Annotated in this window: 25 protein-coding genes; 10 read left to right on the top strand and 15 right to left on the bottom strand. The window is 61.9% G+C overall.

From position 1 onward, the window contains the following. Nucleotides 1–80 precede the first annotated feature (80 nt). Together ACZ5TB_RS05565 and ACZ5TB_RS05560 are read left to right on the top strand one after the other, a co-directional pair. A complete protein-coding gene (locus tag ACZ5TB_RS05565; protein WP_464792309.1) occupies nt 81–1,328 on the top strand; it encodes a threonine ammonia-lyase in 1,248 nt (415 codons plus the stop codon). A gap of 124 nt (nt 1,329–1,452) precedes the next feature. Beyond that, the gene (locus tag ACZ5TB_RS05560) at nt 1,453–2,271 is read left to right on the top strand and encodes an arginyltransferase (RefSeq protein ID WP_464792308.1); all 819 of its coding nucleotides are present in this window, start codon (nt 1,453–1,455) and stop codon (nt 2,269–2,271) included. 63 nt (nt 2,272–2,334) lie between these two features. On the opposite strand, the gene ACZ5TB_RS05555 is transcribed toward ACZ5TB_RS05560, so the two are convergent. The 5 genes from ACZ5TB_RS05555 to ACZ5TB_RS05535 form a co-directional block, all read right to left on the bottom strand. Further along, nucleotides 2,335–2,694, bottom strand: a complete 360-nt coding sequence (locus ACZ5TB_RS05555; protein WP_464792307.1) for a VOC family protein — start codon at nt 2,692–2,694, stop codon at nt 2,335–2,337. Between the two features lie 44 nt (nt 2,695–2,738). Then, on the bottom strand, nt 2,739–3,590 hold the full coding sequence (locus ACZ5TB_RS05550) for an RcnB family protein (protein WP_464792306.1): 852 nt from the start codon (nt 3,588–3,590) through the stop codon (nt 2,739–2,741). A gap of 127 nt (nt 3,591–3,717) precedes the next feature. Next, nucleotides 3,718–4,203 carry a GAF domain-containing protein gene (locus ACZ5TB_RS05545; protein WP_464792305.1) on the bottom strand — a complete coding sequence of 162 codons (486 nt, stop codon included), beginning with the start codon at nt 4,201–4,203 and terminating at the stop codon, nt 3,718–3,720. A gap of 9 nt (nt 4,204–4,212) precedes the next feature. Next, a complete protein-coding gene (arfB, locus tag ACZ5TB_RS05540) occupies nt 4,213–4,617 on the bottom strand; it encodes an alternative ribosome rescue aminoacyl-tRNA hydrolase ArfB (protein ID WP_196226538.1) in 405 nt (134 codons plus the stop codon). Continuing rightward, nucleotides 4,604–5,281, bottom strand: a complete 678-nt coding sequence (locus ACZ5TB_RS05535; RefSeq protein WP_464792304.1) for an RluA family pseudouridine synthase — start codon at nt 5,279–5,281, stop codon at nt 4,604–4,606. Before ACZ5TB_RS05535 ends, arfB begins: the two co-directional genes overlap by 14 nt. A 65-nt stretch (nt 5,282–5,346) precedes the next feature. On the opposite strand from ACZ5TB_RS05535, the gene ACZ5TB_RS05530 reads away from it, so the two are divergent. Continuing rightward, nucleotides 5,347–6,333, top strand: coding sequence for an acyltransferase family protein (locus tag ACZ5TB_RS05530; protein WP_464792303.1), 987 nt, complete (start codon nt 5,347–5,349; stop codon nt 6,331–6,333). A gap of 106 nt (nt 6,334–6,439) precedes the next feature. Here the strand turns inward: ACZ5TB_RS05530 and wrbA are convergent, their stop codons facing one another. Together wrbA and ACZ5TB_RS05520 are read right to left on the bottom strand one after the other, a co-directional pair. Further along, entirely contained in the window at nt 6,440–7,039 is a 600-nt protein-coding gene (wrbA, locus tag ACZ5TB_RS05525) for an NAD(P)H:quinone oxidoreductase (protein ID WP_464792302.1), read from the bottom strand. Between the two features lie 113 nt (nt 7,040–7,152). Further along, complete coding sequence (locus ACZ5TB_RS05520; protein ID WP_464792301.1) at nt 7,153–7,872, bottom strand: pirin family protein; 720 nt, start codon at nt 7,870–7,872, stop codon at nt 7,153–7,155. 109 nt (nt 7,873–7,981) lie between these two features. On the opposite strand from ACZ5TB_RS05520, the gene ACZ5TB_RS05515 reads away from it, so the two are divergent. Together ACZ5TB_RS05515 and ctrA are read left to right on the top strand one after the other, a co-directional pair. Continuing rightward, nucleotides 7,982–8,875: a LysR family transcriptional regulator gene (locus tag ACZ5TB_RS05515; protein WP_464792300.1), complete on the top strand. Its 894-nt coding sequence runs from the start codon at nt 7,982–7,984 to the stop codon at nt 8,873–8,875. Between the two features lie 209 nt (nt 8,876–9,084). Beyond that, nucleotides 9,085–9,792: a response regulator transcription factor CtrA gene (gene ctrA, locus ACZ5TB_RS05510; protein WP_196226306.1), complete on the top strand. Its 708-nt coding sequence runs from the start codon at nt 9,085–9,087 to the stop codon at nt 9,790–9,792. Between the two features lie 201 nt (nt 9,793–9,993). Here ctrA and ACZ5TB_RS05505 read toward each other — a convergent pair whose 3' ends face one another. After that, a complete protein-coding gene (locus ACZ5TB_RS05505; protein ID WP_464792299.1) occupies nt 9,994–10,683 on the bottom strand; it encodes a hypothetical protein in 690 nt (229 codons plus the stop codon). A 100-nt stretch (nt 10,684–10,783) separates the two neighbouring features. After that, a complete protein-coding gene (locus ACZ5TB_RS05500; RefSeq protein WP_464792298.1) occupies nt 10,784–12,088 on the bottom strand; it encodes a S8 family serine peptidase in 1,305 nt (434 codons plus the stop codon). A gap of 88 nt (nt 12,089–12,176) precedes the next feature. On the opposite strand from ACZ5TB_RS05500, the gene ACZ5TB_RS05495 reads away from it, so the two are divergent. Next, on the top strand, nt 12,177–12,665 hold the full coding sequence (locus ACZ5TB_RS05495) for an RNA polymerase sigma factor (protein WP_464792297.1): 489 nt from the start codon (nt 12,177–12,179) through the stop codon (nt 12,663–12,665). Next, the gene (locus ACZ5TB_RS05490) at nt 12,662–13,357 is read left to right on the top strand and encodes an anti-sigma factor family protein (protein WP_464792296.1); all 696 of its coding nucleotides are present in this window, start codon (nt 12,662–12,664) and stop codon (nt 13,355–13,357) included. The genes ACZ5TB_RS05495 and ACZ5TB_RS05490 overlap by 4 nt, the downstream gene beginning before the upstream one ends. Before the next feature lie 24 nt (nt 13,358–13,381). Here ACZ5TB_RS05490 and ACZ5TB_RS05485 read toward each other — a convergent pair whose 3' ends face one another. The 5 genes from ACZ5TB_RS05485 to ACZ5TB_RS05465 form a co-directional block, all read right to left on the bottom strand. Further along, nucleotides 13,382–14,140, bottom strand: coding sequence for a metallophosphoesterase family protein (locus tag ACZ5TB_RS05485; RefSeq protein WP_464792295.1), 759 nt, complete (start codon nt 14,138–14,140; stop codon nt 13,382–13,384). A gap of 45 nt (nt 14,141–14,185) precedes the next feature. Continuing rightward, on the bottom strand, nt 14,186–14,740 hold the full coding sequence (gene dcd, locus ACZ5TB_RS05480) for a dCTP deaminase (protein WP_464779694.1): 555 nt from the start codon (nt 14,738–14,740) through the stop codon (nt 14,186–14,188). Between the two features lie 8 nt (nt 14,741–14,748). Further along, nucleotides 14,749–15,192, bottom strand: coding sequence for a cytidine deaminase (locus ACZ5TB_RS05475; protein ID WP_464792294.1), 444 nt, complete (start codon nt 15,190–15,192; stop codon nt 14,749–14,751). After that, the gene (locus ACZ5TB_RS05470; RefSeq protein WP_464779970.1) at nt 15,189–15,824 is read right to left on the bottom strand and encodes a glycoside hydrolase family 25 protein; all 636 of its coding nucleotides are present in this window, start codon (nt 15,822–15,824) and stop codon (nt 15,189–15,191) included. Before ACZ5TB_RS05470 ends, ACZ5TB_RS05475 begins: the two co-directional genes overlap by 4 nt. A 63-nt stretch (nt 15,825–15,887) precedes the next feature. Beyond that, nucleotides 15,888–16,370: a UPF0262 family protein gene (locus tag ACZ5TB_RS05465; RefSeq protein ID WP_460987934.1), complete on the bottom strand. Its 483-nt coding sequence runs from the start codon at nt 16,368–16,370 to the stop codon at nt 15,888–15,890. 119 nt (nt 16,371–16,489) lie between these two features. Between ACZ5TB_RS05465 and ACZ5TB_RS05460 the strand changes: the two genes are divergently transcribed. Continuing rightward, on the top strand, nt 16,490–17,974 hold the full coding sequence (locus ACZ5TB_RS05460) for a replicative DNA helicase (RefSeq protein WP_464792293.1): 1,485 nt from the start codon (nt 16,490–16,492) through the stop codon (nt 17,972–17,974). A 42-nt stretch (nt 17,975–18,016) separates the two neighbouring features. On the opposite strand, the gene ACZ5TB_RS05455 is transcribed toward ACZ5TB_RS05460, so the two are convergent. Next, a complete protein-coding gene (locus ACZ5TB_RS05455) occupies nt 18,017–18,412 on the bottom strand; it encodes an MAPEG family protein (RefSeq protein WP_464792292.1) in 396 nt (131 codons plus the stop codon). 331 nt (nt 18,413–18,743) lie between these two features. Between ACZ5TB_RS05455 and cobA the strand changes: the two genes are divergently transcribed. Both cobA and ACZ5TB_RS05445 read left to right on the top strand, forming a co-directional pair. Further along, entirely contained in the window at nt 18,744–19,532 is a 789-nt protein-coding gene (gene cobA, locus ACZ5TB_RS05450) for a uroporphyrinogen-III C-methyltransferase (protein ID WP_464792291.1), read from the top strand. Then, nucleotides 19,529–19,825, top strand: a complete 297-nt coding sequence (locus tag ACZ5TB_RS05445) for a DUF2849 domain-containing protein (RefSeq protein ID WP_449472101.1) — start codon at nt 19,529–19,531, stop codon at nt 19,823–19,825. The genes cobA and ACZ5TB_RS05445 overlap by 4 nt, the downstream gene beginning before the upstream one ends. The last annotated feature ends 2 nt before the right edge of the window (nt 19,826–19,827 follow it).

The following is a 19,827-nucleotide window of genomic DNA, read 5'->3' as shown; positions in this document are numbered from 1 at the left end:
CCGCGTGGCCTTTTGCCATAGGACGAGATTTCGCCAAGGGCCAGTTCCTTCCGAGGTAAATTTCCGCTAGGGGCGAGCGCATGAACACGTTGAGCAAGATCGAAAGCGCGATGCCGCTGCCCGTTACCGTCGATGACATATTGGCGGCGCGCGTGCGGATTTCGGGCGCGGTCGTGCATACGCCGACGCTGATCAGCCAGACGCTGTCCGATATGCTCGGCTGTAAGGTCTACCTGAAGTTCGAAAACCTCCAGTTCACCGCCGCCTACAAGGAACGCGGCGCGCTCAATCGCCTGCTTCAACTGGACACGGCGTCGAAGGAGAAGGGTGTGATCGCCGCTTCCGCAGGCAATCATGCGCAGGGGCTTGCCTATCACGGCCGCCGTTTGGGCGTGCCCGTGACCATCGTCATGCCCGTGACCACGCCGACGGTGAAGGTGACGCAGACGCAAGGGCATGGCGCGACGGTCGTGTTGCATGGTGAGAAGTTCGACGACGCCAGCACCTATGCGCGCCAACTGGCCAAGGAAAATGGGCTGACCTTCGTTCACCCGTTCGATGAACCCGACATCATGGCCGGGCAGGGTACTGTCGCGCTGGAAATGCTGGAGGACGCACCCGAGATCGACACGCTGGTCATCCCGATCGGCGGTGGCGGCCTGTTTTCTGGCATGGCCACTGCGGCCAAGGCGATGAAGCCCGACATCCGCATCTATGGCGTGCAGGCGGAGCTTTATCCGTCGATGTACAGCCATATCAAGCAGGCGGGCCTTGCCTGCGACGGCGATACGCTGGCGGAAGGCATTGCGGTCAAGGAACCGGGCGAGCTGACGCGCCGCTTTGTGGAGCGTCTGGCCGACGACGTCCTGTTGGTCGATGAACGGCATCTGGAGGAGGCGTTGAGCCTGCTGCTCCAGATCGAAAAGACGGTAGTCGAGGGCGCAGGCGCGGCCGGGCTTGCCGCGTTGTTGATGCACAGGGAATTGTTCGCGGGTCGCAATGTCGGGCTCGTCCTGACGGGCGGCAATATCGACACGCGCCTGCTGGCGAATGTGCTGCTGCGCGATCTTGCGCGGTCGGGTCGTCTGGCGCGCCTGCGCATCATCTTGCAGGACCGTCCTGGCGCGCTGTTCCATGTCGCCCGCATCTTCGATCAGGAAGCGGTCAACATTCTGGAGCTGTCGCATCAGCGCATCTTCACCAATCTTCCGGCCAAGGGCCTTAGTCTCGACGTCGAGTGCGAAACCCGCGATGGGGAGCATCTCGATCGGCTGATCACGGCCCTGCGCGCCGCAGGATATGAGGTCGCGCCGATCGAGGTTGCCTGATCGACATCCCGGCGCAGGGAGTACGCATTTTTTTCGTGGTAAATGACCTTTTCACGGAAGGCTGCGGGCGTCATAGTCTGTCCATGACTCAAGTTTCGCGCAGCGTTTTGACGGAGACCGTGGGGTGAGCGCACCATTTCGTTTTCCGCGCTTCTTTGTGACGAACCCCAGCCCGTGCCCCTATATTCCGGGCCGGAGCGAGCGGAAGGTCTTTACCGAACTTAACGGCGACAATGCGTCGGAACTTAATGACGCACTCGGCCGCATCGGCTTTCGCCGCAGCCAGAATGTCGCCTACCGGCCCAGCTGCGCCGATTGCTCCGCCTGCGTGTCGGTTCGCGTGGTGGCAGGAGAGTTTTCGGCCAACGCGACACAGCGCAAACTCATTCGCCGCAACAGCGACTTGATCGTCACGGCATGCAAGCCATGGTCGACGGAGGAGCAATTCGAACTGCTCCAGCGCTATCTGAAGGCGCGCCATCCGGGCGGCGGCATGACCGAGATGGACGAGATGGATTTCGCCGACATGGTCGAGCAGACCCCGGTCGAAAGCCATGTCGTCGAATATCGCGAGCCCGGCAAGAATGGCCGCCCAGGCAAGTTGATCGGCGCATGCCTGACCGACCGGCAGGGCGATGGCCTTTCGATGATCTACAGCTTCTTCGATACGGAGCTGGAGCACCGCAAGGGGCTGGGCAATTTCATCATCATGGATCACATCCTGCGCGCCGCGAAGGCGGGCCTGCCCTATGTGTATCTCGGCTATTGGGTCGAAGGGTCGCAGCGGATGCAGTATAAAGTCCGCTACCGCCCGCTGGAAAAGCTGAGCCGCAGCGGTTGGGTGCGTTTCGACCCGCAGGAGCAGGCGCAGGCCATCCGGGGCGTGCTGCCCCGCGACGAACCGCCGTTGCCGATCGAACTGGCGGGTATCTTCCGGAAATAGCTCTCGAGCCTGCGGGCGCGACAAGGCCGTCCTGCGTCGAGCAAATCTATTTCGCGGCGAAGGTCACGGCCTCGATCTTGTTTCCATCTGGGTCGCGCAGGAATGCCCGTAATAATGGGCGTCATAGTTGGGCCGAACGCCCGGCGCGCCTTCATCGGTCCCGCCGAGCTCCAGCGCCAGTCGATGAAACGCGCGGACGGCTTCCCGGTCTGCCGCTTCGAAACAGATATTAACGCCGTTGCCGGACGACGCTCGATCCCCATTCACCGGTGTTTCGACGCTGAAGGCCACATCCGTCACGCCATAATCCAGTGAATGAGGATAATCGCGTATGTTGCGATAGCCGAGCAGCTTCATCAACGGGTCGTAAAACGCCCGCGCGCGTTCGACGTCGTTTGTCCCAACCGAAACATGATGGATCATGCCGCTTCTCCTGTCTTGCCTTCAGACAGGCTAAACCGCTGATCCTATTTGCAGTTGCACCTGCGTTTGACGCCATGGCGGCGCGTCGTCGTTTCGGTCACATAGCTGGTGGTGGTGACCGTCGGCGTGACGACCACTGTAGTTGTTGTGGCACCCGGATAATAATAGCCGCCCGCGATGTAGCCGGGGGCCTGTGTCGTCGTCACCACCGGGGCGCCTGGGCCATCATGCCGGACGAGGGGTGGGGGTGCGCCATAGGGTGGAGCTTCATAATCCACTCCATAGTTGCTGCGCGCCTCGCCTTCGAAACGGCCCTCATATTCGCCACTCACGGTGCGGCCGTTTTCGTCGCGCCAGGTCCCAGTCCAGCGTCCCTCATATTCATGGGGCGGGGGCGGAGGTCCGTCATGCGCAGTTACGTCATCATCATAGGGAACGCCGGGCCGATCCTGTTCATGATCGCGCGCATCCCATTCGACGTCGCTGCGATGATCCCGGACGCGGCCGTGACGATCGACCATCACAGCGTCGTCATAATAGCGGGACCAACCAAAGCCATCGGCGGGCGCAGGCAGACCATAGCGTCCATAATTGCCGATCCGGTAGGTGGGGCTCACCCAATAGGATGGCAGGACATAGCCCATGACCGGCCGCCGATATGCGCCCCAACCGCCCGGCGCATACCAGCCCGCGAACCAGCGGCCCTGAACGCGCGGTCCCCAGCGGTGGACCACCGTTCCGCGGTGCATTCCGGGATTTACCGGCCGCATGCCGGAAAAACTCTTGCCCAGGATAGGGAGCGTCGCGCCGGTCCCGGCGGCGTCACCTGCTAAAGCCGGTGTTGCAAGGCCGAGGGCAAGGCCCGTGCCCGCCAGCAAGATGCTCCAGATCCGCATGCAAAACTCCCCGTTGTTCATGGCTGCCTTGAGCATGGCCGTGACGTTAACGTCTGGTTTAGCATGATGATCCGCCACGATCCACGCGGCGGGGACGCCCCGCCTGTCCCGAAACGGAGCAGCGCGGTTAAGCGAGGCGAGTGCCCATCCGTTCGATCAGCATCTCAAGCCCATTCTGGTCGGCGATATCGAAACGCGCCGGGACAGGGCTATCGAGGTCAAGCACCGCAACGACGCGACCATCGACCGTAACGGGCACAACGATCTCAGATGCGCTGGCGGCATCGCAGGCGATGTGGCCGGGGAAAGCGTGGACATCCTCGACCAGCTGCGTCTCTCCCTTGGCCGCCGCCGTGCCGCAGACGCCCCGGCCCAGAGGAATGCGGATGCAGGCTGGCTTCCCCTGAAATGGGCCAAGCACCAGTTCACCTTCTACCATGCGATAAAAGCCTGCCCAGTTAAGGTCCGGAAGAAATTGCCAAATCAGCGCAGCGACATTGGCCATGTTAGCGATCGGATCGGGCTCGCCGTCCGTCACTGCCTCGACTGCCGACAGGAGGTCCGCATAGAGCTTGGACTTGTCGCCATCAGCTGGTGCCTTGAAATCAAACATCGGCAATCCTCAATCCATCCGCACCTTGCCGCGCCCTTGCTTTACCGAACTGCGCGCCTTTTTGGCGTCCACCCGGCGTGCCTTTGCCGCCTTGCCCGGCTTGGTGGCGATGCGCCGGGGATCGCGTTTGTAAGCCTGCGCTATCATCTCGGCCAGCCGGTCGCGGGCATCCTGTCGATTGGCCTCCTGTGTGCGGAAGCGGGACGCCTGGATCACGATCTCTCCGCCTGAGGTCAGGCGAGATCCCGCCAGCTCCTTTATTTTCCGGAAGGCATGGACCGGCAATCCCAGCCGATAGAGGGCCACTCTCAACTGGACCGCAGTGGCGACCTTGTTGACATTCTGCCCGCCGGGGCCACCGGCGGTGATGAAACGCTCCTCCAGCGCATCTTCCGGAATGTCAAAGTCCGGCATCATCCAGATACTCCGGCCCGAAACCAGCCGCCGCAAAGGTGGCGGGCAGGGGAGCTGTCGCCTCTGCCGGAGGCTTGCTCCCGCGCGGGACGCTGAGGAAACGGCTGTGCAGCAACATTGGTCCCTCGCCGGTGCCGTATACCGGGTCGCCAGCGATGCCAAAGCCCAGACCATATAATGTATGAGCGCGAATCTGATGGGTCCGTCCGGTTCGCGGCGTGAAGATGATCAGCGCGCGGCCATCCTTCTCCGCCAGCTTTCGCCATTCGGTCACGGCGGACTTTCCGTCCTTGGCCGCGATGATGCGCCAGCCCTTGGCCGCGCTGCTGACTTTCTTCAGCGATAGTTCGATAGTGCCGCTTTCGGTTTCCGGCACGCCGTCCACGACCGCGACATAGCGCTTGCTGACCGTGCCTGCCTCAAACTCTGCGGCATAGCGCTTGTGCGCCTTGGGATTGCGCGCCAGCAGCAGGCAACCGCTGGTGTCCCGATCCAGCCGATGCACTGGCAGGGGCCAGCGCTGAAAGCCGAAGGTCAGTGACGAAAGGTGGTTCTCCAGGCTCAGCGAACCGTCGCGCGGCGCATCGACCGGCAAGCCGGCGGGTTTGTCGAGAATGATGGCTTCACCATCGATGAAGAGAACTCGGTCATGCAATAGGGTCAAGGACTGGTTCCGGGAGCAGTTGGAAAGATTGACGGGCGCGCGCCGTCCTATAGGGCGTGGAAGCCATGGAGAACAGGGGGAACGAGGTCCAGCACAAGTCGGCGCCATCGGAACGGGTGCAGGGTGGTGGGCGGCTGGAATGGATCGATGTGGCGCGCGGCATCGGCATCATCGCCGTGGTGGCAGGCCATGTCTGGACCCGAGGGCCTTTCCGGGACGCGCTCTACAGCTTTCACATGCCGCTTTTCTTCCTGCTGTCGGGCCTGCTTTCCCGTCCGCAGCCGCCCAAGGGGTTCGCCCTGCGGCAATTGGCGTCGCAGATGCGCCCCTATGCGGCGTTCCTCGCACTGCTGATCATCGCGGATCAGATCATCGAGCCCATGAAGGGGCAGCGGCCCATCTTCAACCAATGGCCGGACGATATATTGCCGATCTTTCTTGGCGGATCATGGCTGCGCGGTCCCTATACCATATTCTGGTTCGTGCCCTGCCTGATGGCCGCGCGCATTCTGTTCAACGCGCTGCTGTCCCGTTGGCCCCATCCGCTCGACCGGCGCTGGTTTATCGCGATCATAGCTGTCTCTGTTGTAGCTTATGTAGCAGGGGAGGCGACCCAGACGTCCGTGCTGGGGTTGCTGACCGTGCCCATGGCTTTTGTGCTGCTCTGGATCGGAGCCGTGTGGCAGCAGGTGCCGTGGAGGCATTGGATGTGGCTCCCATTGGGTGCGCTGGCTCTGGCGGGACTGTCCGGTCTTTTTCCAACGCTCAACATGAAGGCTGCGGATTACGGGTGGCCGGTCCTGTCGCTTGCGTCAGCGGTGGCGACATCCCTGCTTATCTTCCGCATCTCGGTCCATGTCGCGCCTTTTGGCGGATGGCTGGCGGCAGTGGGCAGGGGCTCGCTTGTCACCATGTATCTGCACGTCGCGGTCATCCATTACCTGTCGCCCCATTTGGACAAGCCCTGGTTGCTGCTCCATGCGCTGCTGTTGCCCATCGCCGTCTATTACCTCCTGCGCGCCAGCCCGGTCGGCGGTCGCCTGTTCCTCTGAAAAAAAAGAGGCCGGTGCACCCATCCTATGCACCGGCCTCCATCGTTGTGCCTTGCGACCCAAGGCTCAACCGCTGCACCGAGAGGGGGAGGGTGCAGCCAAATTTCTACCCGTGCAGCTTGATCGCGGTCTCCGCGATCCGCCGTCCCTGATACCGGGCGCCTTCCAGTTCATCTTCGTCCGGCTGACGGCTGCCGTCGCTGTGCGCGATAGTCGTGGCGCCATAGGGTGCGCCGCCCCGCACCTTGTCGACGCCCATCTGCCCGGTGTGACCATAGTCCAGCCCCACGATCACCATGCCGAAATGCAGCAGATTGGTGATGATCGAGAATAAAGTCGTTTCCTGCCCGCCATGCTGGCTGGCAGTAGATGTGAAGGCGCCGCCCACTTTTCCGTTAAGCGCACCACGCGCCCAAAGGCCGCCTGCCTGATCAAGGAAAGCCGCCATCTGACTGGACATACGGCCGAAGCGCGTGCCGGTGCCGATGATGATTGCGTCATAGTCTGCAAGTTCTGACACCGTCGTAATCGGCGCATCCTGCTCCAGCTTGAAGCCCGCATTGCGGGCCACCTCCAAGGGCGCGGTTTCGGGCACTCGCTTGATATCGACCTGAGCGCCAGCGCCGACCGCGCCCTCCGCAACAGCCTTCGCCATCGTTTCGATGTGTCCGTAGGACGAATAATAGAGAACGAGCACCTTAGCCATGAAGCGTCTCCAGTCTTGGTAATGCATTGATCGGAAAAAGGTTTCTTGAATAATGCGACCGCTCGCCCCCTTAGGGGGGCAAGGTGAGCGAGCGGCCGATAGGCTCCGCGAGCCTATTCGCTATCGACGAGGACGATTTCGCTATCCTCGATCGCGGTGATCGTGATGGGCTGGCCGCCTAGGATCGCGGCTCCATCGCGTGCTTCAAAGGTCTGGCCGTCAATCTCGATCCGGCCGGTGGCAGACACGAGATACAGGTGTCGTCCCTCGGCGCTTTCATACGTCACGCTGGTGCCAGCCTTTATGGTGCCGCCGAGCAGCCGGGCATCGGCGCGGATACGCAGCGCATCTTGATCCTCCGCATAGCCGCTGGCGAGTACCACCAGCTTCCCGGCACGATCGCCTTTCGGAAAGGGCTTGGCGCCCCAGCTTGGCGCGCCGCCCTGCGCCTTGGGTATGATCCAGATCTGAAACAGCGTGCTTGTTTCATCCTCCAGATTATATTCGGAGTGACGGATGCCCGTCCCTGCGCTCATCACCTGTACGTCGTCAGCCTCTGTCCGGCCCTTGTTGCCCAGACTGTCCTGATGCGTGATCGCGCCCTTGCGAACATAGGTGACGATTTCCATGTCGCGGTGCGGATGCGGAGGGAAGCCGGTGTTCGCGGCGATTTCATCGTCATTCCACACGCGGATCGCGCCCCAGCCCATGCGATCGGGGTCGTGATAGTCGGCGAAGGAGAAATGATGGCGGGCGTTGAGCCAGCCATGGTCGGCATGACCCAGCGTCTCGAAGGGACGACGCTCGATGCGGTTTCCTGCGGCGGTGATCATATTTATGCCTTTCCTTGCGGCGAGAAAAAGTGTTCCCGCTTGCTTCCGATTGATTTAGCGATCAGGATCGTTTCTTAAACCAGCATCATTGAAACGGATTGTTTCCTATATGCGTCTTCCCGACCTTGAAGCATGGGCCATGTTCGCTGCCGTCGTGGAGCATCGCAGCTTCACCGATGCCGCCAAGGCGCTCAGTGTATCGAAAGCGACGGTCTCAAAGGCCGTCACACGCCTTGAGCAACATCTTGAGACCAGCCTGTTCAATCGCACCAGTCGCCGCCTGGCCCTTACCGAAAGCGGCAAGCGTCTCGCCAGTCATGCAGCCCGGATCTTAGAGGAAGGGCAGGCGGCGGAGGAAGCCGCTCGCCAGGATACGGACGAGTTGTCCGGAACCATCCGGCTGGGCGCGCCGATGACATTCGGATTGCTCCGCGTCGCGCCGCTGGTCGCGCAGTTCGCCAAGATTCATCCTGCCGTCGACATCAATCTTCACCTGTCTGACGCGCGGATAGACATGATCGAGATGGGGCTTGATGCCACCCTCCGCATCGCCGACATGCCGGACAGTTCGCTGCGGGCCAGGCGGCTGGGTGACGTCAAACTGCACGTCATTGCTTCTCCGGCCTATCTGGCGGAGCGGGGACGTCCCGCGCACCCGTCCGACCTCGGCACCCATGACTGTCTTTGCTATTCAAACGCCCCCACGCCGGATGTTTGGCGTTTCGCTGGCCCAGGTCAGCAGAATGTCGTGATACAGGTGAGGGCGCGTCTCACCGTCAACAGCGGCGACGCGATGCTGCCCGCGCTCCGGGCGGGCATAGGTGTCGCCCGGCTCCCCGATTTTATTGTGGGTGAAGCGCTCGCTTCAGGTGAGTTGGAAGAGGTTCTGCTGGATTGGAGGCCGCCGCCACTCGGCCTGCATCTGGTCACGCCGCCCTCCCGCTTGCGGCCTGCGCGGGTCGAAGCCCTGCTCGATTTCATCGCTCGCAACCACGGCTGCTAAAGCTTCGTTGCGCAGGTGAATCTATCTTGACTCAAAATGAATCACTTCGACAGAAAATTCTTGCAAACAGATTCAAATTCTCGCGACTCGCGCATTTCTGCGGGTTAGCGAAAAATTAACCTTTGTCCTTCAGAAGTTTTTTGGTTAATGAATTGGAGCAGACGCCGTTCTTAGGGGTTGACGGGATCTGCAAGGACAGGGGCTTCAATATGCGCGTTCTGCTAATAGAAGATGAACCGACAACGGCCAAGGCGATCGAGCTTATGCTCACGACCGAAGGCTTCAATGTCTACACCACTGACCTTGGCGAGGAAGGGCTCGACCTCGGAAAGCTGTATGACTACGACATCATCTGTCTGGATTTGAACCTGCCGGACATGCACGGCTATGACGTGCTGAAGAAGCTCCGCGCCGCCAAGGTGCAGACGCCGGTGCTCATCCTTTCCGGCATTGCGGAGATGGACAGCAAGGTTCGCTCCTTCGGCTTTGGCGCCGACGATTATGTGACCAAGCCCTTCCATCGCGAAGAGCTGATCGCGCGCATCCATGCTGTGGTTCGCCGGTCTAAGGGTCATTCGCAATCGGTCATCCGCACGGGCAAGCTGGCCGTCAATCTGGACGCCAAGACCGTGGAAGTGGACGGCAACCGCGTCCACCTGACCGGCAAGGAATATGCAATGCTGGAGCTGCTTTCGCTCCGCAAGGGCACGACGCTGACCAAGGAGATGTTCCTTAACCATCTCTATGGCGGCATGGACGAGCCTGAACTCAAGATCATCGACGTCTTTATCTGCAAGCTGCGCAAGAAACTGGCTCTGGCGTGCAGTGGCGACAATTATATCGAAACCGTGTGGGGCCGTGGTTATGTGCTGCGCGATCCTGATGAAGCGGAAGAGGTCGCGACCAAGGTCGCCTGACCCCGCAACCTTGCGCGGGTGCCAAAAGGCCGGTGATCCTATGGGATCATCGGCCTTTGTCGTTGACCGGGCCGCGCTGGGATCTGTGCTGATATGAAAAAGGGCCGGCGACCTCTTGGATCACCGGCCCTGTCTTGTCAGGCGGATGGGCGGAAAGGGAGCGGGCTTAAAGCCCGAAGTGGGGAATCCGCCCGAGTGGGGTCAATTGTCCGCCTGACCGGACGGCGTGCTTTCGCTGGAGCCTGATGCCTGGCCGCTTCCCGATAGCGCGCCGGTTGCATTGAGCGCCGCGCCTCCATTGAGAACGTTGCTGGCGCTCCCGGCTGAGTTTGCCGTGCCGGACTGTGCCGCACCCGCTGCGCTACCGGCCGCCGATCCAGCACCGCTAAGTGCGCCACCAGCCCGGTTGCGTGCCGCTTGAGCCGTTGCGCTGGCCTGTCCTTGCGCTGCGGCACCAGCAGTGACCGCGCGATCTCGCGCTGCGCCCGCCGTCTGGCTGACCCGATCCCGCACGCCGCCTACTGCATTGGCGACATCATTGGTGCCCAGCGTGTCGGCGGTCAGGCCACCGCTTGCCGATCCGCTGGCCGATCCCGAAACGTTTGCCCCATGGTTCTTGCCCTTGCGGCTGACAGAACCAGTGGCAGCGCCGTCAGCCCGGCCAGAACCAGAACCCTTCGCCGCAACCCCGCCATTGCCCAGATCGATGCTGCGGTCGAGGCCGATGCCGCCCGAACCGCTCAATGTGCCGCCGAGCGATCCACCAGCGCCGCCCAGTGCGCCGCCAAGGCCACCGCCCAAGCCGCCGCCGCCACCTAGAAGCTGAGCAGACGCAGGAACCGCAGTCAGGGCGGCAAGGCAGGCAGTGGCAAGAATGATTGTCTTCTTCATCGATCGTCTCCTTGTTCGTTGTCGATCCGATGCAAGGACAACGGGATGGCGATGCAACTTCATCCCTGACGTCGAAATATTTTTAACAACTAACTGATATTCAATTGATATTTCTGCAATCGCTACAGATGATACCATGCCCGAACGCTTTGCTGCTTCCCGGTTTGGCTTCCGCGATCAAGCCGTTCAGGCTGCCGCTCAGGAACAACCGCCCCGCAACCAGCGGCGCGGCGAAGGAGGTGCCTCGCACGCGCCCCTTGCCACCTCCGGCGTGAGCTGCATTCATGTCCGCACCGGGCGCCGCGAAATCCACATGCCGCGCACGCCCCGCTTCGGGCAGCAAACGTCCGCCGCCGTCTACGCCCGTCACCGCCACAACATTAGGATAGGAGGCGGGATAGGCGGGAGGGGCGGCCGGGCCATCATTGCCGACCGCCGCTACCACCGTCACGCCCTTGTCTCGCGCCAATCGGACTGCTCCCGCCAGCAGAGGATTATCGGGTCCGACCAGGCTCACCGTGACGACTTTGACCCCGCGCGCCGCCATCCACCCCAGCGCTCGCACGATCGCGAAGGCGCTGCCGCCCGCCGGATCATCGCCATACACGTCCGCCACGAGTAGGGGCGTCCCTGGCGCGGCGCCCCGGATGGGTCCGGTCCCACTGATCAAGGACGCCACCGCCGTGCCATGCGAACTGGCGCGAGGTGCGCCCCGAACGAAGCCGCGCTGCTCGACCGCGCCAGTGAGTGACGCGTGGCGGGCGACACCACCATCGATCAATCCTGCCGCTGGGGACCGGACAGTCCCTGTTCCAGCCAAGGCAGCACTCGCCGACTTGGGTGCTTTGCCGCCAGGGAAATAGAGATTATCCGCGCTCGCCTCCGCCTCTGGTGCGATCGAGCGCACCTGCTTCAATGCACGGGAGAGGCTTCGACCGGGCGGTACAGTCAGGCGCGTCAGCGGCAGGTCGATCCCCTCAACGTCCTCGCTTGCCACCCCATAGCCCGCGCCACGCAACGCTTCGATGCTCGCCTGCTTCGCACCCGTCATCAGGATGACGCCACGCCGCGCCGCTTCCTTCCTGTCGTCCAGTTCCACGCTGTCGCCATGCCGTCGCAGCAGATCACCGATCCGCGCCGCTCTTTCCGCCACGAGGCGCTCGGCAAAACGGGTTGAAGGAACCCGATCCAGCGCGCTGTCCGCCTCGTTGAGCAGGTCCGGAACCACCCTGCCGACCCGACCCAAGGCCCCGTTGGGGGAGGGCAGCAACTGCGCTTGCGCCGCTGGACCTGTCAGCAGCAGTCCCGCAACGATCCAGGAACGTAGGGCCTTCATATCTGTCTCTTCATCCTCGACTGGCGCGGAGGCGAATTTTCCGCTCCTTTCGCATCCATAATGAGTCATCGCGAATTTATTTCCGGTAGATATACGTCTTCGGGGATGAAACGAATGGGCACAGCCGTTTCATCCTTGAACAAGTGATGGAGACCGGATGTCGTTCGAAAACGATCTGTTGGCGATCCTTCCCCGGCTGCGCCGCTTCGCCGTCAGCTTGTCGAGGGATCGGGCCGATGCGGACGACCTTTGCCAGGCGGCGCTGGAGCGGGGGCTGCGGGCGCGCGAACAATGGCAGCCGGGGACTAGGTTGGACAGCTGGATGTATCGTATCATGCGCAATCTCTGGATCGATGAAGGCCGCTCGCGTCAACGCGCCGTGCGGACCTTTGCACCTGAAGAGGCAGGCGAGCATGTCGGCTATGCGGGCGACCAGCATGTGGAGGCGCATGTCATGCTTTCCGACGTCGATCGCGCGATGCAGGCTCTGCCGGACGATCAGCGCGAAGCCATCGCCCTCGTCCTTGTCGAGGGGCTGTCTTACAAGGAAGCCGCCGAAATTCTGGGCGTGCCCATGGGCACATTGACCTCCCGATTGGTCCGGGGACGCGGTGCCCTTATCGAATTGCTGGGAGAAGCAGCATGACCGACATTGACGAAGCCATGCTGATCGCCTGGGTCGATGGCGAGTTGGACGAAATCACTCGCCGCCGCGTCGATCGCGCCGTTGCGGACGATCCTGCCTTGGCGAAGCGCCTCGAAATGCACCGACATTTGCGGCAGCGTCTGTCCCGTCACTACGCGCCTGTGGAAGCTGAGCCCGTGCCACCGGCCATGCGCGCGCTGCTGGAGGAACGGGCGAAGGTCACGCCCATCACCCGTGCTGCGGCCCCTAAATGGCGCAGTTGGGGCATCGGTGGCGCGATCGCTGCCAGCCTTGTCCTGGGTCTTGGTGTCGGCCGTTTGTCGGGCGGCCCCGCTGGCCCGATTGCGGTCAAGGATGGTGTCATATCGGCCAGGGGTGAACTCGTCTCTGCTCTGGAGACTCAACTAGCTTCGGCCCAACAGGACAGATCGATCCGCATTGGCCTCAGTTTTCAGCGCAAAGGCGGAGGTTGGTGCCGCAGCTTCGAAGGCAGCGCCCTGTCGGGAGTAGCTTGCCGCGAGGGGCAAGGCTGGCAGGTTCAGCAACTGATTCCCGGCACCGCCCAATCGACGGATTACCGCCAGGCATCCTCCACCGACGCTCGCATCATGGCTACGATCAATGCCCTGATGGAAGGCTCCCCAGCTGACGCGACCCAGGAGGCCGCTGCGAAGGAGAAGGGCTGGCGTTGAACTTGGGGCGTCTTTCTGTTCTGGCTAAGTCTGCAAATACCAGCGTTCCGTGCCCTCAAGGCCGATCGCCGTCAGTTTGCCGCTGTTCCAGGCACCCGTGTCTATCCCGATCCGGTTGGCCTGCTCATCGACTTCGCTGGTTATGCTGTGCCCATGAACCACCATATAGGGATGGGCTTGCCGGTCATGCAGGAATTCGCCCCTGATCCAGCGCAAGTCCGCCGCGTCCTGCTTCTCCAACGGCAGGCCGGGCCTGATCCCGGCATGAACGAACAGATAGTCGCCCATCACAAGACTATCCGCGAAGTCGTTCAGGAAATCGACATGCTCACGGGGTACATTTTCCAGCATCCATGACGCGATGTCCTTGTCCGTCATCGCTGTGCTGACGTCGGATTCCAGCCCATAGCTGGCAAGGGTGGTATCGCCTCCGATGCGTCGGCAATAGCCCGCATACTGCGCATCGCCCTTCGCGGCTCCGACAAAGACCTCCTCATGATTGCCTTTGATCAGGTACACATTCGGGGATCCCCGCCACAAGGACATCGCATGCCCTATGACGGCGGCAGATTGCGGCCCGCGATCCATCAGATCACCCAGCAGGATGAGATGGCAGGGCAGGGGGGCGCGCGCCGCGTCATCCTGATCGATCAAACGCAGCAGCTGTTCGAACAGGTCGAGCCGCCCGTGAATGTCCCCAATGGCATAGACCCGCCGATTTCCCCCTATATCGGGCATGAAGGAGGGCGCTGGCGATGCACCGCGACGGAAAAACTTCAGCATGACTGGCGCCGATCGAAATTCATCCTCAGCCTTGTGGCACGGCCTTTAGAGTCGAGGCAATGTAACGCCTTGCTGCCCCATATATTTCCCCGCCCGGTCGGCATAGCTGACCTCGCACGGCTCATTGCCCTTGAGGAACAGGAACTGGCAGGCCCCTTCATTGGCGTAGATCTTGGCGGGGAGGGGCGTCGTGTTGGAAAACTCCAGCGTCACATGGCCTTCCCAGCCGGGTTCCAGCGGTGTCACATTCACGATGATGCCGCACCGCGCATAGGTGGATTTGCCAAGGCAGATCACCAGCACATCGCGAGGCACCCGGAAATATTCGACCGTCCGGGCCAGCGCAAAGCTGTTGGGCGGAATGATGCAGCAATCGGTTTTGCGATCGACAAAGCTGTTCGCCGCGAAATCCTTGGGGTCCACCACCGCGCTATCGACATTGGTGAAAATTTTGAACTCGTCGGCCACGCGCGCATCATAGCCATAGGAGGACAGGCCATAGCTGATGCAGCCGTCCCGCCGCTGATTTTCGACGAATGGCTCGATCATCCCTTGGGACATGGCCTGTTCGCGAATCCACTTATCCGACAAAATCGACATGGCTATTCTTAACTCTTACTGGAAGGATTGTGACCCAAGTCATTGGGTCCGAACGAAAAAGGCAAAAGTTCGGTAACGCTGTGTTGGACCACGGACTCGCCGTCGCCCGCCGCACAATAAATGGCGATCGGTCTGCCCGCCACCTGCTCTGCTTCGTTCAGTATCTGGCGACATCTTCCGCAGGGCGTTACCGGGTCAGCACGCCCCCCAACGACCGCAATTGCCCGCACGTCGCCGAGCCGTCCCTGCGCATTCGCCGCTGCCAGCGCCACTGTCTCAGCGCAGAGCGACAGGCCGAAGCTCGCATTTTCGAAGTTGGCGCCGACGACCACTTCGCCATCGGACAAGCGCACGGCTGCCCCGACAGCAAATCGGCTGTACGGCGCATAGGCATTTGCCCTCGCCGCGCGCGCTGCCTCGATCAGGCTTTCGACATCCGCATCAATATTCATGGCGCAACCACACCCCACCTGACCGGGCCATCGATGCCATCGATATGACGCATGTCATTCGCCGTCCACATGACCCATCGGCGGGTGGCATAATCAGGCGGAAAGAAATTTCCATCCAGCCAGAGCGTCCGGTTTATGCCTGACGCGATGTCATATTCCTCCTCGAAAGCCTCCGAGATGTTGAGGAGCACCGGCTTGCCTGCATTGCTTTCGACCAGGTTCACCAGCGTATTGAGTTCCGACAGCACCGCGTCCCGCCCCGGCCGCGCAGTGCAGCCAGGATCGAAGTCGAGCCGGATCACCGGGGGCAGGGCGGCATTATCCCGTGGCACTGTCGTGACGAAGCGTGTCGCCTGACCGGCGGCCCGGCCGCACAGGCTGAAATCCAGCACCGCGCCATAACGCAAACCTGACGATCGCGCCGCAGACCAGTTCCGCGCAAAGGCAGGGTCGCGGCCCTCTGTGCCCTTGGCCGCTCTTATATAGGCGAAATCGACGCCATTGGCGGCCAGCGTGCCCCAATCGATGGTGCCTCCGTCGGCGGAAACGGCCACCCCCTGAACCGGATAAACGTCCCGTCCCGGTGCCCAGCGGCAGGCATAAGCCCACAGCCCAAGCGCCAGCAAGGCAATGACGGCCGCGCCCGCAACAATGCGGACCAGAAACCGGCCGGAAGAATGCTGGCGAATGTTCTCTTACCCCTTGATATGCAGCACGCAGATGAGCGTGAACAGGCGTCGTGCCGTGTCGAAATCGACCTTGATCTTGCCCTCCAGCCGCTCGATCAGCATTTCCGCCGCGTCATTGTGGATGGCCCTGCGCGCCATGTCCACCGTTTCAATCTGTTGCGGGGAGGCGTTGCTGATTGCCTGATAATAGCTGTCGCATATCGCGAAATATTCCCGGATCGGACGCCGGAACCGGCCGAGGCCCAGGATGATCGCCTCCAGCGGCTCGCCATCCTCCCGCTTGATCTCGATCACCAGCCGCCCATCCTCGACGCGCAGCAGCACGCGGTAGGGACCTGCATAATCATCGGCATGGGTGCGCTGGGGCGCGAAATAATTGTCTTCCAGCAGGTCGAATATGGCGATCCGCCGCTCCTGCTCGACGTCCGCATTGCGCCAAAGGATCGTCCGCTCGTCAAGCGTGATGTCGATGATGCGCGGGTCGGTCATGGGTCCATAGTCCCTGCTGCTGCCGACGAGGAAAAGCAAGGGGGAGTTCTCCACAGCTTTGCCTGTCGGGACACAGCTTGCCCCTTGCGCAGAACCCCGGCGAGCGCGATGAGAGGCGCATGGTCGAACTGGTGCAGATTAATCCCGCCGCCGAAGCAGGCATCCCCGAACTCCCGCGCAATGTGGAGGCGGAAGCCGCGCTGCTGGGCGCGCTGATGATCGACAACCGCATTGCCGAGGATGTCCAGCTCAAGCTCAAGGCGGAGCATTTCTTCGAGCCTCTGCATGGCCGCATCTATGAAGCCGTGATGAAGCTGGTTGAGCGCGACATGGTCGCCAATCCGGTCACGCTCAAGCCATTGCTGGAACAGGACCCCGCGCTCAAGGAATTGGGCGGTGTCGGCTATCTCGCACAACTCACGGGCAATGGTGCCGCCTTGCTCGGCGCGCGCGATTTCGCCAGCCAGATTTATGACCTTGCACTCCTGCGTCAGCTTGTGAATGTTGGCCGTGAACTCGTTGAAAATGCTCTTGATACCAGCGAGGATGTCAACCCGCGCGAGCAGATCGAGATGGCCGAAGTCGCGCTTTACAAAGTATCGGAGGGAGAGGGCGAAACCGGCTCGGTCAAGAGCTTCGCTACCGCCACGACCATGGCGGTGCAGGTGGCCGAGCGAGCGCTCAACAGTGGCGGTCACGTTTCGGGCATCACCACCGGCCTCAACAGCCTGAATGAAAAGATCGGTGGCCTTCACAATTCGGATCTCATGATCCTTGCAGGCCGTCCGGGCATGGGCAAGACCTCGCTCGCGACCAACATCGCCTATAACGCCGCGTCCCGCTGGATGCGCGACCATGTCGATGGCATCCCGCCTGAAAAGAATATGGGCGCCAAGACGGCCTTCTTCTCCCTCGAAATGTCCGCCGATCAGCTTGCCACTCGCGTGCTCGCCGAACAGTCGGGCATCAGTGGGGAGGCGCTGCGCATGGGCAAGATCAGCCGCGCGGACTTCCAGAACCTGTCCCGCGCCGCGCGTGACCTTCAGGAACTGCCACTGTTCATTGACGACACGCCGGGTTTGACCATCGCGGCGCTGCGCACCCGCGCGCGCCGGTTGAAACGCCGACATGACATTGGCCTCGTGATCGTTGACTATCTTCAACTGCTACAGGGCAGTGGTCGGGGCAGCGACAATCGCGTGCAGGAAATTTCAGAAATTTCTCGTGGTCTCAAGACTTTGGCGAAGGAACTTAACGTCCCGGTTCTGGCGCTTTCCCAGCTTAGCCGTGCGGTCGAGCAGCGCGAAGACAAGCGCCCGCAGCTGTCCGACCTTCGTGAATCCGGCTCGATCGAGCAGGACGCCGACATGGTCTGGTTCGTCTTTCGCGAGGATTATTATGTCGCCGCGAAGGAGCCGGGCAACAAGGAGAGTAGCGAACATCTTGAATGGGCGCAGGAAATGGAGCGGATCTACGGCCTTGCCGAACTGATCGTCGCCAAACAGCGTCACGGTTCGACCGGCCGTATCCGTATGAAGTTTGACGCGAAAATCACCCGCTTCTCCGACCTCGCGGACGGCGGATATATGGGCGATTATGAATGATCTCCTGAGTTCGGCTCTGCTCGAACTAAGGGGCGAGGGCGCTCAACCCGTAATGAGCGCCTGCAACACCAATATCAGCCCAATCAGCCCAACCATATAGACCAGCGTCCGCACCACCGGCACGCCCATCGCGTAAAGCGGAAGATAGACGATCCGCGCGCCCAGCCACAGCCACGCGCCGATCGCCGTCAGGTCACTCGTCCGTCCCGCAATCACCACGCCGAGCAGCGCGACGATGGCGATCGGGTAGGTCTCAAGGAAATTTGCCTGCGCGCGCACCAGCCGCCCCGCGACCGGCTCCAGCGGCGGCAAACTCTCGTCCCGCGCGCCCATATTCCACTTCGGCCCATATTGCTTCGTCTTGAAATGCGCCGCCGCAAAAATATGCACCATCAGGAGCGCACAGCTCCACGCCAATATCTTGAGCTCGATCGCCATGCGGTATCCCCTTTCCACAGGTAAGAGGGCTAGGTTATCGCCATTCCTGCGCTCGCGCCAAGAGGCTTGCTCGACAGAACGATGCCGTTCGATTATGCGTGGCCAATACTGACGTCCCCTATCTGCGCGACGGCCGGCTCGCGCCACTCAAGCTGTATCCTCACGCTCGTGGAGGTGAGGCGGACGAGTTCCTCCGGGCCGAACGCTACTGATTTTGCGGGGATGCAGGGGGCGGGTGTCGGACCTGGACACCTCATCCCCCAAATTTTCCTTCGCCATGGGCAAAGCATTCTGAATTGAAACGGTTGAGCGCTTCCGCCATCTGGCCAGCATGGCCGAACAACTCCCTGCTACCGTCTTTCTCGTCGGCGCGGGTCCGGGTGATCCGGAACTGCTGACGTTGCGTGCTGCGCGCCTGATCGCGCAGGCGGATGTCATCGTGCATGACGGATTGGTTTCGGCCGAGATATTGGCCATGGCTTCGGTCGACGCTGAATTGATTTCCGTCGCCAAGCAGCGCAGCCGCCATTCGATGCCGCAAGAGGGGATCAACGCTCTGCTTGTGGAACTGGCGCTTGCCGGACGCAATGTCGTGCGGCTGAAGGGCGGCGATCCTTTCGTCTTTGGCCGCGGCGGCGAGGAAATGGAAGCATGCCGCGCCGCTGGCGTTCCGGTCGAAATCGTGCCGGGGATCAGCGCGGCGATCGGCTGCGCGGCGCAGGCCCAGCTTCCCCTTACCCATCGCGATGCGGCAAGTGCGGTGACCTTCGTCGCGGGCCAGTGCAAGGGGCTGACGGATCAGGACTGGTCCGGGCTTGCAGGCCATGGCCGCACACTGGTGATTTATATGGGCGTGGCGACGGCGGCGGATATCGCCGACAAGCTTATCGCCGATGGTGTGTCGCCCGCTATTCCGGTTGCGGTGCTGGAAAATGGCACGCGTTCCGATATGCGCACGCTGCGGACGCTGCTGGCCGATCTGGGTGACATGGTGACGCGTGAAAAAGTAAAAAGTCCGGCCCTGATTGTGGTCGGTGAAGTGGCGGCCTATGCGCTGGCGCAGGACGTGCTGGCTGGCTGGGCCGCACAGGCGAACAATGGGGCGGAGATGCATTCGTGAAGATTTTGACCGGCAATGACCTTGGCACCGGGGACGTGATCTGGTGGGCGGGCGACGGCTGGTCGCGGCAGGTCGGCGAATCCGTCGATGTGGGCGACAAGGGCGACGAGCTTGCCCGTGCCGAGGAAGCCGCGCTGCGGGTGGTCGCGCCTTATGTGATCGACGCCACCCTGACCGACGAAGGCGTGCGCCCGGCCCATATCAAGGACCGCATCCGCGCGCTGGGGCCGACCGTGCGCCCCGACCTGACGCTTAAACCGAATGACGCCGATGCCGGCAACTGGGTGATCTGACC

The sequence above is a fragment of the Sphingobium sp. TomTYG74 genome (assembly GCF_055393875.1).
Note: the sequence above shows the minus strand (reverse complement) of the source record. Positions and strands in the feature narration are given on the sequence as shown.

Excerpts from the sequence above, each read along its gene's own strand:
- ACZ5TB_RS05565 (WP_464792309.1), top strand. The coding sequence starts at position 81 with ATGAACACGTTGAGCAAGATCGAAAGCGCGATGCCGCTGCCCGTTACC.
- ACZ5TB_RS05555 (WP_464792307.1), bottom strand. The coding sequence starts at position 2,694 with ATGATCCATCATGTTTCGGTTGGGACAAACGACGTCGAACGCGCGCGG.
- ACZ5TB_RS05550 (WP_464792306.1), bottom strand. The coding sequence starts at position 3,590 with ATGCGGATCTGGAGCATCTTGCTGGCGGGCACGGGCCTTGCCCTCGGC.
- ACZ5TB_RS05545 (WP_464792305.1), bottom strand. The coding sequence starts at position 4,203 with ATGTTTGATTTCAAGGCACCAGCTGATGGCGACAAGTCCAAGCTCTAT.
- arfB (WP_196226538.1), bottom strand. The coding sequence starts at position 4,617 with ATGCCGGACTTTGACATTCCGGAAGATGCGCTGGAGGAGCGTTTCATC.
- ACZ5TB_RS05530 (WP_464792303.1), top strand. The coding sequence starts at position 5,347 with ATGGAGAACAGGGGGAACGAGGTCCAGCACAAGTCGGCGCCATCGGAA.
- wrbA (WP_464792302.1), bottom strand. The coding sequence starts at position 7,039 with ATGGCTAAGGTGCTCGTTCTCTATTATTCGTCCTACGGACACATCGAA.
- ACZ5TB_RS05520 (WP_464792301.1), bottom strand. The coding sequence starts at position 7,872 with ATGATCACCGCCGCAGGAAACCGCATCGAGCGTCGTCCCTTCGAGACG.
- ACZ5TB_RS05515 (WP_464792300.1), top strand. The coding sequence starts at position 7,982 with ATGCGTCTTCCCGACCTTGAAGCATGGGCCATGTTCGCTGCCGTCGTG.
- ctrA (WP_196226306.1), top strand. The coding sequence starts at position 9,085 with ATGCGCGTTCTGCTAATAGAAGATGAACCGACAACGGCCAAGGCGATC.
- ACZ5TB_RS05505 (WP_464792299.1), bottom strand. The coding sequence starts at position 10,683 with ATGAAGAAGACAATCATTCTTGCCACTGCCTGCCTTGCCGCCCTGACT.
- ACZ5TB_RS05500 (WP_464792298.1), bottom strand. The coding sequence starts at position 12,088 with ATGACTCATTATGGATGCGAAAGGAGCGGAAAATTCGCCTCCGCGCCA.
- ACZ5TB_RS05495 (WP_464792297.1), top strand. The coding sequence starts at position 12,177 with ATGTCGTTCGAAAACGATCTGTTGGCGATCCTTCCCCGGCTGCGCCGC.
- ACZ5TB_RS05490 (WP_464792296.1), top strand. The coding sequence starts at position 12,662 with ATGACCGACATTGACGAAGCCATGCTGATCGCCTGGGTCGATGGCGAG.
- ACZ5TB_RS05485 (WP_464792295.1), bottom strand. The coding sequence starts at position 14,140 with ATGCTGAAGTTTTTCCGTCGCGGTGCATCGCCAGCGCCCTCCTTCATG.
- dcd (WP_464779694.1), bottom strand. The coding sequence starts at position 14,740 with ATGTCGATTTTGTCGGATAAGTGGATTCGCGAACAGGCCATGTCCCAA.
- ACZ5TB_RS05475 (WP_464792294.1), bottom strand. The coding sequence starts at position 15,192 with ATGAATATTGATGCGGATGTCGAAAGCCTGATCGAGGCAGCGCGCGCG.
- ACZ5TB_RS05465 (WP_460987934.1), bottom strand. The coding sequence starts at position 16,370 with ATGACCGACCCGCGCATCATCGACATCACGCTTGACGAGCGGACGATC.
- ACZ5TB_RS05460 (WP_464792293.1), top strand. The coding sequence starts at position 16,490 with ATGGTCGAACTGGTGCAGATTAATCCCGCCGCCGAAGCAGGCATCCCC.
- ACZ5TB_RS05455 (WP_464792292.1), bottom strand. The coding sequence starts at position 18,412 with ATGGCGATCGAGCTCAAGATATTGGCGTGGAGCTGTGCGCTCCTGATG.
- cobA (WP_464792291.1), top strand. The coding sequence starts at position 18,744 with ATGGCCGAACAACTCCCTGCTACCGTCTTTCTCGTCGGCGCGGGTCCG.